Below are 17,431 nucleotides of genomic sequence, written 5' to 3' on the forward strand. Positions count from 1 at the left end.
GGTGATGAGCTTTCACCGGTAGTTGTTGATCCATCAGCTAATAACGCAACAAGAGATTTATTTGCAGAAATTGCAGCACTGGAACTACCTGCTGAGTATGAAATATACACTTTTGGCCTAGCATCAGATCTTGGAACAGAGGCAACTCCACTAGTGAATTTTGGAACAGTTGATTTTGCAGGGATATGGTCGATTTCACTACCTGGTATAGAAGTATGGGCTCATATTGATATTGTGTTTCATGAACCAGGGAATCAAGGAAATTGTTATGGAACCATTCACTTTAATTTAGAGGCTAGTGCTGGTGATTTTGGCGGTGGTGGAGATGTAGATCTTGGTGGTAACGTAACTCTAGACCCAGTTAATGGAAACAATGATTCTGGAGCCTCTGGATCTCCTGGAGAAGCCCCATTTCCTGGCGATGAAGGTTGGTGTAGTTCAGATACTGAAATTATATACTTACCAGATGTAATAACAACTACTTCTGAAAATACAGTTACAACTCAAATTTCTCATCCTCTTCTTGATGAACCAGGAGTAAGCATAGCTGAAGTGTTCACAAATAATAGTTCTATTGCAACTATAAAAGACTTTTTCCCACAAAATAACACTGTAATACTTGATTTAACTGGTCAACCGGGTGGGGTTGCTATAGTTTTTGAAGTAAGAAAAGCTACAAGTACAGCACCAGAGGATTGTGCTGCTGTTATGGTATTTATCCTTGGTGTACTTGATCCAGCAGAGATAGAGTGTCAAGTAACTAATTCATTTGATCCAATATTTGTAATACCAGGCACGGAAAACGCTGTCATTGATTTAAATCCATTTTTTGATGGCTTTGGAGGCTTTGAAGCGTTCTCACAATCATTTAAATTAGATTTAGTTGATCCATTTTTAACAGTAGGTCAAGCTTCTTTAGAGGGAGCTACTTTAACTCTTGATTTTAATGGACAAGAAGGGTATGACATGTTAATTTTCCAAACCAGTGATTTGAACGGAAACTGTATTAATTTAGTTGAAGTTCCTGTTATTGTTGATCCTAATGCGGCATCAGTAAACCCTGATGATGGAGGGATTGGTGGTGGTGACCAGGGACCAGATTCAAGTGCTTGTGATATAACAGTAGATCTTGGTATTGGAGAAAACACAATTTATTTTGAACCAGGAGTAAGTAATGTTTCAGTTGATCTTTCCTCTGCCTTTTCTCAACTAGAGGTTGATCCAAGTGATGTTCAAATTGACGCATATATTCAAGGTGAAGTTGGACCTGCTCCAGGACCATGGGTAATCGATGCAGCAGGCTCGTTTAATATTGAAGTGCCTCAAGGCGATTATTTAATAATTATTGACCTGTATATCAAAAATGCTTCCGGAGAGTGTTTGGGAGTAATTATATTTGATATTGGAGCATTTGATACTTCTGCAGAATGTATAGTAACTAATGTTGCTCCTGAAGATGCTAATCAAACCATATGGTTTTCTCCAGGAGAAATTTTCACTGAAGATTTAACGAATGCCTTTTTCAGCACACAAGGAAATCCCTTAACATATTATGTAGAATTCTCAAATGATCTAATCAATGCTGAAAATCTTGGTGATGGAAATATAGAATTTTTCGTTGGTGATCAATCAGGAGAAGGATCGTTAACAATAACTGTTTTTGACGAAATAGCAGATTGTACTACAGAAGTTACATTACCATTTTTAGTTGATTCGACTCCTCCAGAAGGACAAGGCCCACCTCCGGACTTTAGTTGTCCGCAGTACATTGAGGATATTATGCCTTTATATGCAACTAATAATGATCCAAGGGAATACTTGTTAGATTTAAATAATTTCTTCTACATACCTCCTACGGGAATAAATTACACTCTTATTACTCCACCTGAATGGGGGGCTGATCAAGATGGAGACGGAGAGTTTACTGAAAAATTTGTTGAGGTTAATTTAGACGACTCGTTCTTAAGAATTAACACGGACAGCCGATCAGGACAAGCCTTATTCCAAATTCAGTATGAGTCTAGAGCTTCTTCAACGGCCTCTTGTAGTATCAATCTAATTGATATAATGATTACTGTTGACGATGAACTTGCCATTATTGAGGAACAATTACAAGAAAATTGTGGTAATAATTTTGACTATTTCATTATTGGTGGAGATTTTAGTCCACTCACTCTTGAACTTGGAGTTCAGGACGATATTAAAATTGAGCTTAGAGATTATTTAAATAATCCTAATGCAGAGGTTGATTTTTATGTTAGATACGATCTATTGTATCCTGAGCCACCTAATGCTCCTGGAGATTCGAGCTCCGATCCAAACATGAATATTCCATTGGTAGATGGATTTATTTCTGGAAGTTCAGAATTAATAGTCTTTGCGACTAGATTTGAAGCAGGAGTCGGTAGTATCCCATTTGAAGTTTTCGATTTAGAAACGGGATGTAATTACAACGCCTTGATTTTTATTGAAGTAGTTGACAATTTAGGAATTGAGGATATTGACTGTCCTGAACCTATTATGGAATTTGCAGAGTTTACAATTTCTCAAGATCAACCTTTAGAATTAAACCTTGGAGACTTCTTCGCTGTTAGTGGAGATGCTAGCTCAACGGGAAGTTTCTTCTACGAATTTGGATCTGACCGTCCTGAAAAAGTTCAATTAGAGTTAAATGAATCGGATAATGTGCTTACAATAACTCCAGATACAGGCCCTGATTCATTAGGGGATGTGTTTGTGTTTATTAAAGCAGCAGATTCTAACGAATACTGTGAAACTTTTGCTGACATCCTGGTTCGAATTTTACCATCGGGTATAACTGAAAATGAATGTCCTTTTGTTTACAGCGAATATCTAAATGAACCATTTCAGTTTCCTACTGATGAAGAATCAGCAATTGTCTATTTACCAGAATGGATAACAGATGACGGAGGTATTGGGACTTTAGACTGGCATGTTCATATGGATAATAACCCTCAACTAGACTATAGCTTAAACGACGATGGAATATTGACGTTGTATTTGAAAGAATACATTCCTGGAGATATTACTTTCTTTGTTGATGCAATAGATTCATTTGGATGTATTACAACAGAAGAGTTTGTTGTTAGATTAGGTGAAGTTTCACCAGAATTTGTTTTTAACAGGTGTCCTGAAATATCAGAAACTGGCGCAGCTGCAATTGCTACGATTCTTGCTACACAAGGAGTAGTAGATGGAAATATTTCAAGTGATGTATCATTCATAAACATACCTTTAACTGGTATATATTCAGATCCAGATGGTGATCCTATCACATACGATTCATTTAGTCATGACCCATCGAAAGCTTCTGTTGAAGTAGATAGTAATACATTAGTTATTTACTTCCTGCCTGAAAAGTACGGAAGTGTAGAATTTGAGTTTTTTGCTAGAGATGGAGATCCATATTGTGATCCAGGTCAAACCTTAAGTATTTCAAGAACACCTCCGGTAAATATTGCTCCAGTTGTTATATGCCCTGAAATAATTTCACAAATTCCACCAATTGAAGTTGTTCAAGGATCACCTCTTGATGTGATTCCTTTAAATCAGTTATTTTTAGACGTAACTGCTTCTAACTTTGATTTCTATGCTGTAAGTGAAAATTCTGAAATTGTGGAAGCTAAAATTGATGGAGATAAATTAATATTAGAATATTCTTCAACCCTTGATGGTTCTACAAATGTAACGGTAGTATCGAGTAATGTTTCTGGAACGTGCGACGCAGAACTCAACTTTACGGTTACGGTTGTTCCTCCTGCTGTAAACTTGTCACCTGTATTCGAACCACAAAACGTTACGGTTCTTGAAAATGATGCTGAGGAGACGAATGCGGCAATTGCAAAATTTGCCTCGCATGTTATTGTTTCTGACCCTGAAGGAGAAAACATCTCTCTACTTATTTCGGCAGGAAACACTGATGATCTTTTCGAATTAAGACCTAGTGCTTCCACAGGAGATAGAGTTGATGCTGGATATGATTTATTCGTAATCGGTAAACTTGATTATGAAGATCAAACCTTCCATGAACTAGAGCTTACTGCTTCAGATGGAGAAAATGTATCTACATATTTATACAGAGTAAATGTTGGAGATATTCAGAATGCTTCTATTAATGCAGACTTTAATCTAACTGTATACGACCAGGCTAATGAAAGTGAAACTGCCTCTGGAACTACAGGAAAAAATCAAGCATACAAACGTTTTACTAATCCTAGATTTAGAAATCAAATGGAGGTTGGTAAATGGAAAGTTCGTAAAAAGATAACAGGTGGAGCGGACAAAGATCTTTTTGAAATCAATCAAGAAGAAGAAGCTGGCGGCCCTGAAGCAAGAGGATCATCGGTTAATATGATTGATGTGCTTGACTTTAAAACACCTCCAGACTTTGAGAATCCTCAGGATCACAATAAGGATAATGTTTACGAAGTAATCGTTGAACTTATAAATGAAGATGATGGAGAATCAGAAATTCCAGTTGTTGTAAATCAAAGAGAGATATCTGTTCCAGAAAATGATGAGAAAACTGTTGAAATACAATCAATTGGAGCGTCACCTGCTCAGGATACAGATGGTGATGGTGTAGCTGATGTAATTGATAACAGCCCATTATTTGCAAATTCTAATCAAGCTGATGCAGATGGTGATGGTGTTGGAGATGTAACTGATGACGATGATCAAGATGGTGTGTGGAATCCAAATGATGGATGTGCTAATACTACTCTAGGAAATAGAGTTGATATTTATGGATGTGCAATATTTTACTTGCCAACTAATAATTTCTCAATAACTAAGTCAGAGAAATGTGTTGGTACAAATAGCATATCTATTACATCAGCTCGTTTAGATCTCAACTATTCAGTAACGGTTTCAGGAGCTGTTTCTCAAACTTCAAGCTTTACAGGTTCAACTTATGAAATTGAAAACCTTTCTGCTGGAACTTATTCAGTTTGTTTAACTGTCGACGGAATAGCATCATCTATATATCAGCGTTGTTATAGTATGACTATTTCCGAACCTGCACCGTTGAGTGTATATAGTATTACTGATCCAGGAAACAACTCGGTTACATTTAACTTAGATGGAGGAACGGTTTATAATATTACTCACAACGGCATGACTACTCAGACTAAAGAATCTACCTATACGATCTCTTTAAAATCAGGAATGAATACTATAGATATTAATACAGGTATTGGATGTCAGGGTGAATTTGGAACAACTTACTTTAATTCAAGTCTTGTTGACTTAGCACCTAACCCATTCAAAAGCTCTGTAAAACTATATGTTGGAGGAGAAGACGAAGCTGTATCAGTTAGTGTGTTTAATATGACAGGTAATCAAGTTTTAAGAGTGGATAAAGTATTAGATTTTGGCTCAAGGACTTTAGAGATAAATACTACATCTCTAATGATTGGAACGTACTTAATAAAAATTAATGGAGCGACAACTCAGCAAACATTTGTTGCTATAAAACAATAGAAAACATGAAACGTTTATTTATATCATTATTTAGTTTTTTAATAATCATTAGCTGTGGAGGCGGAGGCGGAGACGACCCTGTTGTTCCGCCGCCTGTAGTAATTCCCCCTCCTGTTGTAATTCTGCAACCTGGAACCCCTTCATTAGTGTTCCCGGCTAATAATGAATCTTGTCAGGATGGAACTTCATTAAATGACTCTCAAAGTGAGGTTAATTTTCAATGGGGAGCTCCTGCGAACACTAATAGCTATGTTTTAACAATAACTAACTTGACTACCAACACTGAATTAACATTTAATTCAACAACTGCCAACAAAGTTGTTGCGTTATCTAAATCTGAACCTTACAGGTGGAGTGTTACAGCTCAAGGTGAACCAGGATCAACTCCAGCACAAAGTTCTTTATGGAAATTTTATTTAGCGGGTGATGCTCAAGTAAATTATGCACCATTTCCCCCAGATTTACTTTCTCCTAAATCTGGTCAAAATGTTTTAGCCGTTAACAATGAGGTGACTCTTATATGGAGTGCGTCGGATGTAGACAATGACTTAAGTTCTTATAAAGTTTATTTTGATAGTGTTGATGGATCAACTCTTCTTGGTTCATATACTCACTCTGCAGAAACAACAAGTTCAGCAGTAAGTGTGGTAGCAAATACACTTTATTACTGGAAAGTTATTGCAATTGATGCTAATGAAAATGAGAGTGATTCAGGAGTATACACCTTTAGAGTCCAATAATGTTAATAGGGTATTAATTGTTGAAACTGTACTATATTTGTAAAAAGGCTTGATCATAAGATTCAAGTCTTTTTAAATTTTTTAGTTTATGAAAGCAAGTGAAAAGTATTGGAATAAAAATCTAACTTATCTAAAATATCTTCTTTTCATTTGGTTTATTGTTTCTTTTGGTGCAGGTATTATTTTTAAAGACTTATTAAATTCAATAAGTCTTGGAGGCTTTCCTCTAGGTTTCTGGTTTGCACAACAAGGATCTGTATATGTTTTTGTAATCTTAATTTTTATCTACGTCTATCTAATGAATAAATTAGATAAATCTCATGGATATGAAGATTAATCAATTCAAATAAATTATGAGCGTTCAATTATGGACCTACTTATTAGTAGGTATAACCTTTGCATTATATATTGGAATCGCTATATGGTCAAGAGCCTCCTCAACTAAAGAGTTTTATGTTGCTGGAGGGGGAATCTCTCCACTAGCTAACGGAATGGCTACAGCAGCAGATTGGATGTCTGCCGCATCGTTCATTTCAATGGCAGGTTTAATCTCAATACTTGGTTATGACGGAGGAGTTTACATAATGGGATGGACAGGAGGCTATGTTCTTTTAGCTCTTTTACTTGCGCCTTACCTTCGTAAATTTGGAAAATTTACTGTACCAGATTTTATAGGAGAAAGGTATTATTCTAATACGGCTAGAATAGTTGCAGTGATTTGTGCCCTATTAGTCTCTTTTACTTATGTTGCTGGACAAATGAGAGGTGTTGGTGTAGTCTTCTCTAGATTTTTAGAGGTAGATATTAATACTGGCGTGATAATAGGAATGGTTATAGTTCTTTTTTATGCGGTTATGGGAGGCATGAAAGGAATTACGTATACTCAGGTAGCTCAATATTGTGTCTTGATTTTTGCTTTTATGGTTCCTGCAATATTTATCTCATTTCAAATGACTGGAAATCTTGTTCCACAGGTGGGTATGGGATCTACTATGAACGATGGATCAGGAGTATATGTTTTAGAAAAACTAAATTCTATTAATACAGAATTAGGGTTTAACAAATATACAGACGGAAGTAAATCGCTAATTGACCTTCTTGCAATAACCTGCGCATTGATGGTTGGAACAGCTGGACTTCCTCATGTTATCGTTAGATTCTTTACAGTTAAAAAAGTAAGTGATGCTAGAAAATCAGCCGGATTAGCATTGCTCTTTATTGCTATTTTATACACTGCTGCTCCTGCAGTTTCAGTATTTTCAAGGATTAATCTTATTTCTACAGTTAAAGACAATCCCTACACTTCAATGCCACAATGGTTTAGTAATTGGGAGCAAACGGGTTTATTGAAATTTAATGATAAAAATAATGATGGAAAGATTCAATATTTAGCAGATCCAAACCTAAATGAATTATATGTTGATCCAGACATTATGGTTCTAGCTAATCCTGAAATAGCTAATTTACCACCATGGGTTATTGGACTTGTTGCTGCTGGTGGATTAGCAGCAGCTTTATCAACTGCAGCAGGTTTACTATTGGTGATTTCATCTTCAATTTCTCATGACTTAATCAAAAACATTATTAATCCAAAAATTACTGATAAAGGAGAATTATGGGCAGCTAGAATATCTGCGACATTTGCAGTTATAATAGCAGGTTACTTTGGAATCAATCCTCCAGACTTTGTTGCAGCGGTTGTTGCTCTGGCATTTGGCCTTGCGGCAGCTTCTTTTTTTCCAGCAATCATTCTTGGAATTTTTTATAAAAAAATGAATAAGGAGGGAGCAATTACTGGAATGATAGTAGGAATTCTATTTATGCTATTTTATATTTTAAAATTCAAATTTGGAGTTTTTGATGGTGGTAAATCTTCCGTTCAGGGCCTATCAGACCAATGGTGGTTTGGTGTTTCTCCTGAAGGGTTTGGATCAATAGCAATGATATTCAATTTTCTTTCTGCATTGTTAGTTAATAAATTCACACCCCCTCCTCCTTTGGAAGTTCAGCAAATAGTTGAAAACATTAGAATTCCATCTGGTTCATCTCCAGCAAATAATCACTAGCTTTATTTTTTAAATTATATTTAAATGTCTAATTATAACATAAATAGTTCTGAAGACTATAAGAGGATTTATGACGAATCTGTAAACCACCCTGAAAAATTCTGGAATGATTTAGCTAAAGATAATTTCAAATGGCAAAAGCATTGGGATTCAGTTTTAAATTGGGATTTCAAAAAGCCTGAAATTAGATGGTTTGAGGGAGCACAACTTAATATTACTGAAAACTGTTTAGATAGACATCTTATAAATAAAGCTCAAAAAACAGCTATAATTTTTGAGCCTAATAATCCAAAGGAAAAATCAGAGCATATAACATATGAAAGCCTTTTTCACAGAGTAAATAAAATGGCCAATGTTCTTAAGAGTAAAGGAGTTAAAAAAGGAGATAGGGTATGTATTTATTTACCTATGATTCCCGAACTAGCTATAAGTGTATTAGCTTGTGCAAGAATTGGAGCAGTTCATTCCGTTGTTTTTGCTGGATTTTCTGCAATTGCATTATCAACAAGAATTAACGATTGCAACTGCAAAATTGTTCTGACTTCAGATGGTTCTTTTCGAGGAAATAAAATATTAGATTTAAAAAAAATAGTAGATACCGCTTTAAAGGATTGTCCTCAAGTTTCATCTGTTTTAGTTGTTGAAAGAACTAAAACTAAAATTCATTTAGAAAAAGGAAGAGATTATTTAATAGAATCATTACTTAACGAAGCCAGTCAAGATTGTCCAATAGAAGTAATGGATTCAGAAGACCCTCTTTTTGTATTGTACACATCAGGTTCTACAGGAAAACCTAAAGGGATGGTTCATTCATCGGCTGGTTATATGGTTGGATCAGCATATACATTCAAAAATATTTTCCAATATAAAGATGAAGATATTTATTGGTGTACTGCTGATATTGGTTGGATTACAGGACACTCATATATAGTGTATGGACCACTTTTAAATGGAGCAACAACTCTTATGTTTGAAGGAGTTCCTTCCTATCCTGACTATGGTCGTTTTTGGGAAATAGTTGAAAAACATAAAGTAAATCAATTTTACACAGCTCCTACAGCGATTAGAACATTAGCTAAAGAGTCCATAGATCTTGTTAACAAGCACGACTTATCCTCTTTAAAAGTATTAGGGTCTGTTGGTGAACCTATTAATGAAGAGGCATGGAAATGGTATAATATTAATATTGGAAAAAATAAATGCCCAATAGTTGACACATGGTGGCAAACAGAAACTGGCTCAATAATGATCTCTTCAATTCCAAATGTCATAGAATCAAAGCCAACCTACGCAACATTACCATTTATAGGAATTCAGCCAGTTTTAATGGATGAAAATGGAAATGAAATTCTTGAAAATGACGCTGAAGGTAGACTTTGTATCAAATATCCATGGCCATCAATGGCCAGAACTATATGGGGAGATCATAAGAGATATAAGGAAACATATTTTTCATCTTTTGATAACAAATATTTCACTGGTGATGGATCATACAGAGACAACAAAGGATTATTTAGAATTACAGGAAGAGTTGACGATGTAATAATTGTATCAGGTCATAACCTTGGAACTGCCCCAATAGAAGATGCTATAAATGAACATAATCTAGTTGCAGAATCTGCTATAATTGGAGTTCCTCATGATATAAAAGGAAATTCTTTATTTGGATATATTACCTTAAAAGAAGCATCAAGCGCTTCATTGGGTGAAAGTCTTAAAAAAGAAATAAACCAATTAATATCTAAACAGATTGGACCCATTGCAAAACTAGACCATATAGAATTTGTTTCAGGACTACCTAAAACACGCTCTGGTAAAATCATGAGAAGAATTTTAAGAAAAATAGCAAATAATGAAATTGATAATTTAGGAGACACTTCAACTCTTTTAAATCCAGAAATTGTAGATGAAATCATTTCTAAAGTTTTACATTGATATTTTGAATAAAATATCTGAATATTTTCAAAATTTCTTAAAAAGAGTAAGACTAATAAGAAAAGAAGTTAGAGGTGTTAAAACAGGGAAGTTTATAGCATATTTAATTGTTTTATTTTTTTTGCCAGGAGGTTCAGTGTTATGTATAATAGCTTTGTATATTAGGTATTTAAAAAATGATTAATGAAAAAATTACATTTAATTTCTCTACTTTTTTTCTCAGGCACGTTATTGGCTCAGTTATCTTTAAAATCAATTGAACTGCCAAAAAAAATTGAGGAAACTTCTGGTTTAGAATACTTTAGAGGGCATTTTATCACTCATAATGATTCGGGAGGAAAGCCTAAATTATATTCCTTTACAAGTGAAGGAGATCTTTTAAAATCGTATAAAATTAAAGGTGCACTTAATAGAGACTGGGAAGAATTAACTGCAGATAACAACTATATATATATATGCGATACAGGTAATAATTATGCTACCAGAAAAGATTTAAAAATATATAAAGTTGATAAAGATCTTATTTTAAGAGATTCTATTTTAATTAGATATAAAAATCAAAAAAGCTTCAAAAGAAAAAGTAAAAATAGATACGACGCTGAAGCGATAGCTTCTGTAGACAGCGTATTGCTTTTGTTTTCAAAGGACAGAAAAAAACTTACAACTCAAGTTTATTCAATTCCAAAGGTTGCCACTAGTTATGTTATAGATCCTATTGCTGAATTTAATGTTGATGCTTTGATAACTGCAGCTGATTATGATCCTATTTCAAAAACACTAGCCCTTACTTCTTATACATTTGCTGGGGATCAATATTTGTATCGATTTTTAAACTTTGATATTAAAAATTTGAAAAATTCAAAATTTGAAAAATATACTATACCTGTTAAGCCTGCTCAAATAGAAGCTATTAAGGTTGAAGACTCTTCAACTTTTTGGCTTACATCTGAAGATGAAGGGGAAGGGTCTCCAAGACTTTTTAAGGCATGTATTTCATATTAACTTTAAAATTTTATTTTTTTACCTTGTATAAAAATAAAAAATGAATCGATCTATATTTTTAAAGCAGCTAAGCTTGTTAACTGCAGGTTCGACGATAATACCCTCAAGTATTCTAGCAAAACCTTCTTATTTGCAAAAATTATTACCTGAGGTAGGAATTCAATTATTCTCTATCCCACTTTTATTAAATAGAGATTTTGAAAAATCAATTTCCATGATTTCTAAAATGGGATATAAATATATTGAGTTTTTCGGTCCTTATTATTTCAGCTCTCAGAGCGCTAAAGATAGGGCTAAGAATTATCCTTTCCCTCCTTCAGATAAGCCCATAAGTGGTTTTTATGGATATAAAGAATCAGAAATAAATGATATTTTAAGTGATTATAATTTAAAGACCCCTTCATTGCATACGGATTTAGACACTTTAGAAAATCATATGGGAAAATTAGCTAAAGCAGCGTTAGAATGTGGAGCTGAATACGTTGTGCTTCCTGCTATTCCGCCTGATCAAAGAACTAATATTGATGATTACAAAAGGATGGCAGATAGATTTAATGAAATTGGCTTAGCCGCTAAAAAAGAAGGAATTTCTTTTGCATATCATAATCATGGATATGGATTTGCAGAAAAAGAAGGGCTAATTCCAACTGAATATGTTTTTGAAAATACTGATTCTGATTTAGTTTTTCTTCAGATGGATATTTTTTGGACTTTAGCTGCAGGACAAGATCCAATAAGACTATTAAATAAATATTCAAACAGATACAAATTAATGCATTTAAAAGACATGAAAGAAAATATTTTATTTAATGGAGATGGTGAGTCTTTCGAAGAATGGATTACTCTTTTTCCAAATATGACAAGTTGTGGAAAAGGAATAGCTGATATAAAAGGAATAATCAAGAAGGCTAAAGATGTTGGAGTTAAACATTTTTATGTAGAACAAGATATGGCTCAAAATCCTGAAATAGTTCTTCAAGAGAGTTTCGATTTTTTAACTAATTAAAATATGATGGAAATCAAATCAATTTATAAGTCGCAAAAGGAGTTTTTTAACTCAAAAAAGACACTTTCTATAAAATATAGAAAGCAATCATTAAGAAAATTATCTATTGCTATTTCTAAACACGAAAGTTCTATTTATGAAGCTTTAATGGAGGATTTAGGAAAATCTCAGTATGAAAGTTTTTTAAGTGAGATACTATTCGTTCAGAAAGAAATTAAAATGATGGTAAAAAATATAGGTTATTGGGCAAAACCTAAAAGAGTTCCGGGTTCGATATATAACTTCCCATCCAGAGATTATATAATACCTAAGCCTTTTGGTTGTGTTTTAAATATAAGCCCTTGGAACTATCCGTTTAATCTAGCTTTAGTCCCTTTGGTTGGTGCAGTAGCTGCAGGAAATACTGTGGTTTTAAAACCTTCAGAACATTCTCCCAATACAAGTAAAATACTTATAACTATTATTAAAGAAACTTTTGAGCCAGGTCATGTTTCTGTTGTAATTGGTGACGCTAAAGAAGCTCAGCAACTTTTATCTTTAAGATGGGATTATATTTTTTTTACTGGAAGTACTTCTATAGGTAAAATAGTAGCTAAGGCTGCTGCTGAATTTTTAACTCCTACTACATTGGAGTTGGGAGGCAAAAACCCCTGTGTAGTCGAAGAATCTTCAATGATTAAATTAACAGCAAAAAGAATTGTTTGGGGAAAATTTTTTAATTGTGGACAAACATGTATTGCCCCAGATTATATAATGGTAAATTATAAAATAAAAGATAAGTTAATTGCGGCTTTAAAAATAGCTATAAAAGATGCTTTTGGAGAAAAGCCTATTGAATCAAAAAGCTATGGAAGACTTATTAATAAGAATCACTTAGACAGAATTAATAAGATGATGAAAGGAGCGTCGATAATCCATGGGGGAGATTCAAATTCTTCAGATAAGTTTTTTGCTCCAACACTTTTATTAGATCAAAACCTGGAAAGTGGAGCCATGCAAGAAGAAATATTTGGACCGATACTTCCCATTATAAGTTATGAGAATATTGAAGAAACGTATGATATTATCAATCGTTTTGAGAAGCCTTTAGGAGCTTATTTGTTTTCAAAAAATAAAAAAAGTATCGAGAGATTTAAAAACGAGGTTTCTGCTGGAGCAATTGTTGTTAACGATAGCATTATTCAATTTATAAACTCTAATTTACCATTTGGAGGAGTAGGAAGTAGTGGAGTCGGAGCCTATCATGGCGAGCACAGCTTTGATTTATTTACTCATTTCAAACCATTTATAAAACGAAGCTTTTTTCCAGACCCTTTTCTTCGTTATGCTCCCTATCCCAAAAATTGGGGGTGGATAAAGAAAATCTTAAAATATGTTTAGCCTTACTTTTTAGGAATTTTACAAGTATTTACCCCAAACAAACGATATGCATAACAGTTGCCTGAAAGAGAATTAAATAAAAGAGCTATTCCAAGCCATCCAGCAAACATGGTCCATCTTGTTTCTCCAAAAAGAAAAGGTGTTGGGATTAATAATAATGCAATGATTAATCTTATAGCCCTGTCTTTATTATTTTGATTTTTAACTAAAAATTTAAACTTCATCTGGCTAATATACTTAATTAATAATGCATTAATTATTAATAAATTTCATCCCACTACTTGTGATTAATAAATTTATTGATTCAATGTATTTTTTTGAAACTTCACTTAGATTGTTTAATTCAACTTCCAACTCTTTCTTAACTTTGATAAAAAACTCTAATGATTGATCAGTAGGAGGGTAGTCTCCTCTTTGAGAATCAGCCATTAAAAAAGCCAATCTGTTATTAATTCTTATCCCATAATTTAGAGGATCTTGTCTACTTTGATTTTTTGTCATATGAATGCTATTTTCAATTAAGTGAAGCTCATCTAAAAACTCGTCAATTAAAGAATTAATATCTTCATCTTTATTGCTTTTATCTATAACATATCCAAGATCTTTTCTTAGATCTCTAATGTCTATTATTGCTTGATTTGCTCTAGAAACTTCATTCCTTACACTTAAAAGAAAATCAAATTGTTTTTTGAAGTCTTCTTTAGTATTAATTAGTCTAGGGTCTTTAATTATATTGAACTCCTGATCGGTAACCTCTTGATTGTATGTTAGTCTAAGGTTATATTTTCCAGGAACAGCTTTGGGTCCAACATTAGGAGAAGAATAAAACACCATTCCTTCAAATGTTTTGTAGCCTGGATATCTCATGTCCCAAATCAATCTATTTCCTCCGCTATTAGGGTCTAAAGATTTTATATTATTCCCTGATAAAGCATAATCAATATCATTTGAGTTACTTGAAACTGGTTTTACTGAAGAAGAAAGCAACTTGTCTTTATTATTAGTATAAGACCTGATTAACTTTTCTTTTTGATCAAATATTTCAATTTTTACAAAATCATCATTTTTTATATTTTTTATAAAATAATTAATAATTACTCCATTTGGGTGATTCTCACCATTTAATAGATCTCCTGATCCATTCCAGCCAGACTGCATTCTATATGATATGTCAGGTTTATATAGATGTGAATTTTTGAAATTCAATTTTTTTGAAAGCTGGTGCAAGGGGGTTAAATCATCAATGATCCAAAAGGATCTCCCGTGGGTTGCAACTATTAAATCATTCTCTTTTACATGTAAATCTCTGATTGCTGTAATTGGAAGATTTAACTGAAATGATTTCCAACTACTCCCATCATCAAAGGAGATAAACATTCCCCATTCTGTCCCCGAATATAAAAGTCCAGGTCTTTTTTTATCCGCCCTAATAACTCGAGTATAATAATTTTTATTAATCCCTTTTGTAATTAAAGTCCAAGTTTCTCCATAATCATCTGTTTTGTACAAATAAGGAGTATAATCTCCGAACTTATATGCAGTTGCTGCCACATAAGCCTTTCCCTTATTGAAAGAACTTATATCAATACTATTAATCATATTAAGTTTAGGCGACATCGATTTTGGTGGTGTTACATTTTTCCATGTTTTTCCTCCATTTTTTGTCACATGAATTAAACCATCATCACTTCCAACCCAGATAACACCGTCTTCTATTTCTGATTCTGCAATTGCAAAAATATTAGCATAAAATTCTGCTCCAGTATTATCTTGCGTTATCAACCCTCCTGAAGACTCAATAGTTTCTGGCAAATTTCTTGTTAAGTCTCCTGAGATGGTGTTCCAGGTTTGTCCTTCATTTGTTGTAACATGAAGATAATTTGAGCCCGCGTATAATTTTTTAGGATTATTAGGGCTAAACATTACAGGAAAATTCCAATTGAACCGATATTTCATAACCTCAGCTCCAGATCCAGCAGGATTATCAGGCCAAACATTTATAGATCTAATTTGATTAATTGAATGATCTTTTCGCATCATATAGCCCTTATATGTTCCTCCATAAACTATATTGTTATTAAGAGGATCAGGTGCAAGATGTGCACTTTCCCCTCCAGAGGTTGATTCCCAATCATCTTCTGTGATTGTCCTACCAGAAGATCGATGCTTTATTCTTACGGTACTATTATCTTGCTGAGCACCGTAAATCCTATAAGGAAAAGAGTTATCAGTGGTAACTCTATAAAACTGCGCAGTTGGTTGATTGTGATAGGTCGTCCAATTTTCTCCTCCATCGTTTGAGACTTGAGCTCCTCCATCGTCTGCTATGACCATTCTTAAATTATTATTTGGATCTATCCATAAATCATGATGATCTCCATGTGGAGCATTTTTTAATTCAAATGTTTTACCGCCATCTTTGGAAACTCCATAACTCACATTCATTACATAAATTTTATCCTCATTTTGAGTGTCAGCATAAATTCTTGTGTAATACCAAGCTCTTTGCCTCAAGGCCCTGTTGGAATTCACTTTTTTCCAATTATCACCACCGTCATCAGACCTATATAAACCTCCATCATCCGACTCAATCATTGCCCATATTCTTTTAGAATTAACCGGTGAAATTGTCAACCCAATCATCCCCCAAGGGAATCCTGGCAATCCATTAAAACTAGAAATATCTTCCCAGGTATTACCTGCATCCAAACTTCTAAATATTTTACTATCAGGACCACCACTATCCATTCTATAACCATTTCTTTTCATTTGCCAGGATGATGCGTATATAATTCTTGAATTATTAGGGTCAATTATAAGATCTCCTATACCCGCTTTATTTGAAATATATAGAATTTTATTCCATGTTTCTCCTCCATTAATTGACTTATATAAACCTCTTTCTTGGTTGGGTTTCCATAAATTACCAATTACTGCCACATAAACTATATCAGGATTTGTTGGGTGAATTCTTATTCTAGATATATGTTCTGATTTTGGCAGCCCGATGTATGTCCATGTTTCTCCAGCATCTGTGCTTTTCCAAGTACCTTTTCCTGACGACACATTACCTCTTAAAGTTTGTTCTCCTTCTCCCACATAAATTATATTTGGATCTGATTCTGAAACAGCAATGACTCCAATTGAGCCTCCAAAATAACCATCACTTATGCTTTTCCATGTGTTTCCCGCATCTATTGATTTCCATACACCTCCACCAGCTGTCCCCATATAATAAGTATTATTGTCTGTCGAAATGCCAGTTGCTGTTCCTGCTCTTCCTCCCCTAAATGGACCTATCAATCTATAGTTTATAGCGTCGTATAAGTTTTCATTAAATGAAAGTTCTTGAGTTTTTGGTTTTCTTTTTTGAGAGTATGAATCATTATTTATCCCAAATAATAAAACTAAAATATAGATAAGTGTATTTGTTTTCATTTTAAAGTAATTTAAATTTTCATTTTTTTAAATCTATTTCCATTTGATATGATTATGAAGTATATAAATGCTAACACTAGAGATGTTGTATATACAACAGCTGCATATTTTACGTTAAATAAATAATATACTCCACAAAAAATTAATGAAGAATATAGGGTTAGGTTAATAAAGAATTTTTTGAAAAAAATTAAAAATTTCAAAAGATTAAAGTTCATTTTTTCTTCTTTACTCATAGTATTATAACCTGAAATCAAAAGGTCAGCATTATCCTCATTAACTCCATAAGCAATTGATAAAAAGATAATATTGGAAATAAATACTGGCAAAAAATTTAAAGAAAAAATAGATAAATTCATACG

Annotated in this window: 11 protein-coding genes; 8 read left to right on the forward strand and 3 right to left on the reverse strand. The window is 33.5% G+C overall.

The features are described 5' to 3' along the window. The 8 genes from AC34EU_RS08155 to AC34EU_RS08190 form a co-directional block, all read left to right on the forward strand. Window positions 1–5,502, forward strand: a 5,502-nt coding sequence (locus AC34EU_RS08155) for a T9SS type A sorting domain-containing protein (protein ID WP_489696189.1), incomplete at its 5' end; no start/stop codon positions are given. 5 nt (window positions 5,503–5,507) lie between these two features. Continuing rightward, window positions 5,508–6,242, forward strand: a complete 735-nt coding sequence (locus AC34EU_RS08160) for a hypothetical protein (protein ID WP_487533899.1) — start codon at window positions 5,508–5,510, stop codon at window positions 6,240–6,242. Between the two features lie 88 nt (window positions 6,243–6,330). Then, window positions 6,331–6,579 (forward strand): DUF4212 domain-containing protein, encoded by a 249-nt coding sequence (locus AC34EU_RS08165; protein ID WP_487533898.1) that lies wholly within the window; start codon window positions 6,331–6,333, stop codon window positions 6,577–6,579. A 16-nt stretch (window positions 6,580–6,595) separates the two neighbouring features. Further along, window positions 6,596–8,308 carry a sodium:solute symporter family protein gene (locus AC34EU_RS08170; protein WP_487533897.1) on the forward strand — a complete coding sequence of 571 codons (1,713 nt, stop codon included), beginning with the start codon at window positions 6,596–6,598 and terminating at the stop codon, window positions 8,306–8,308. 24 nt (window positions 8,309–8,332) lie between these two features. Continuing rightward, the gene (acs, locus tag AC34EU_RS08175) at window positions 8,333–10,243 is read left to right on the forward strand and encodes an acetate--CoA ligase (RefSeq protein WP_487533896.1); all 1,911 of its coding nucleotides are present in this window, start codon (window positions 8,333–8,335) and stop codon (window positions 10,241–10,243) included. Window positions 10,244–10,426: 183 nt separating this feature from the next. After that, window positions 10,427–11,245: a hypothetical protein gene (locus AC34EU_RS08180; protein WP_487533895.1), complete on the forward strand. Its 819-nt coding sequence runs from the start codon at window positions 10,427–10,429 to the stop codon at window positions 11,243–11,245. Between the two features lie 40 nt (window positions 11,246–11,285). Continuing rightward, window positions 11,286–12,251 carry a sugar phosphate isomerase/epimerase family protein gene (locus AC34EU_RS08185; protein ID WP_487533894.1) on the forward strand — a complete coding sequence of 322 codons (966 nt, stop codon included), beginning with the start codon at window positions 11,286–11,288 and terminating at the stop codon, window positions 12,249–12,251. A gap of 3 nt (window positions 12,252–12,254) precedes the next feature. Beyond that, on the forward strand, window positions 12,255–13,631 hold the full coding sequence (locus AC34EU_RS08190) for an aldehyde dehydrogenase family protein (protein WP_489666681.1): 1,377 nt from the start codon (window positions 12,255–12,257) through the stop codon (window positions 13,629–13,631). 2 nt (window positions 13,632–13,633) lie between these two features. On the opposite strand, the gene AC34EU_RS08195 is transcribed toward AC34EU_RS08190, so the two are convergent. From AC34EU_RS08195 to AC34EU_RS08205, 3 genes are all read right to left on the reverse strand, one after another. After that, the gene (locus tag AC34EU_RS08195; protein WP_489666680.1) at window positions 13,634–13,855 is read right to left on the reverse strand and encodes a YgaP family membrane protein; all 222 of its coding nucleotides are present in this window, start codon (window positions 13,853–13,855) and stop codon (window positions 13,634–13,636) included. A gap of 28 nt (window positions 13,856–13,883) precedes the next feature. Then, complete coding sequence (locus tag AC34EU_RS08200; RefSeq protein ID WP_489696190.1) at window positions 13,884–17,069, reverse strand: WD40/YVTN/BNR-like repeat-containing protein; 3,186 nt, start codon at window positions 17,067–17,069, stop codon at window positions 13,884–13,886. 11 nt (window positions 17,070–17,080) lie between these two features. Next, on the reverse strand, window positions 17,081–17,431 hold a 351-nt coding region (locus AC34EU_RS08205), incomplete at its 5' end, for a DUF3784 domain-containing protein (protein ID WP_487533890.1).

The sequence above is a fragment of the Candidatus Marivariicella framensis genome (assembly GCF_982709265.1).

Coding starts and splice junctions, on each gene's coding strand:
- AC34EU_RS08160 (WP_487533899.1), top strand. CDS start 5,508: ATGAAACGTTTATTTATATCATTATTTAGTTTTTTAATAATCATTAGC.
- AC34EU_RS08165 (WP_487533898.1), top strand. CDS start 6,331: ATGAAAGCAAGTGAAAAGTATTGGAATAAAAATCTAACTTATCTAAAA.
- AC34EU_RS08170 (WP_487533897.1), top strand. CDS start 6,596: ATGAGCGTTCAATTATGGACCTACTTATTAGTAGGTATAACCTTTGCA.
- acs (WP_487533896.1), top strand. CDS start 8,333: ATGTCTAATTATAACATAAATAGTTCTGAAGACTATAAGAGGATTTAT.
- AC34EU_RS08180 (WP_487533895.1), top strand. CDS start 10,427: ATGAAAAAATTACATTTAATTTCTCTACTTTTTTTCTCAGGCACGTTA.
- AC34EU_RS08185 (WP_487533894.1), top strand. CDS start 11,286: ATGAATCGATCTATATTTTTAAAGCAGCTAAGCTTGTTAACTGCAGGT.
- AC34EU_RS08190 (WP_489666681.1), top strand. CDS start 12,255: ATGATGGAAATCAAATCAATTTATAAGTCGCAAAAGGAGTTTTTTAAC.
- AC34EU_RS08195 (WP_489666680.1), bottom strand. CDS start 13,855: ATGAAGTTTAAATTTTTAGTTAAAAATCAAAATAATAAAGACAGGGCT.
- AC34EU_RS08200 (WP_489696190.1), bottom strand. CDS start 17,069: ATGAAAACAAATACACTTATCTATATTTTAGTTTTATTATTTGGGATA.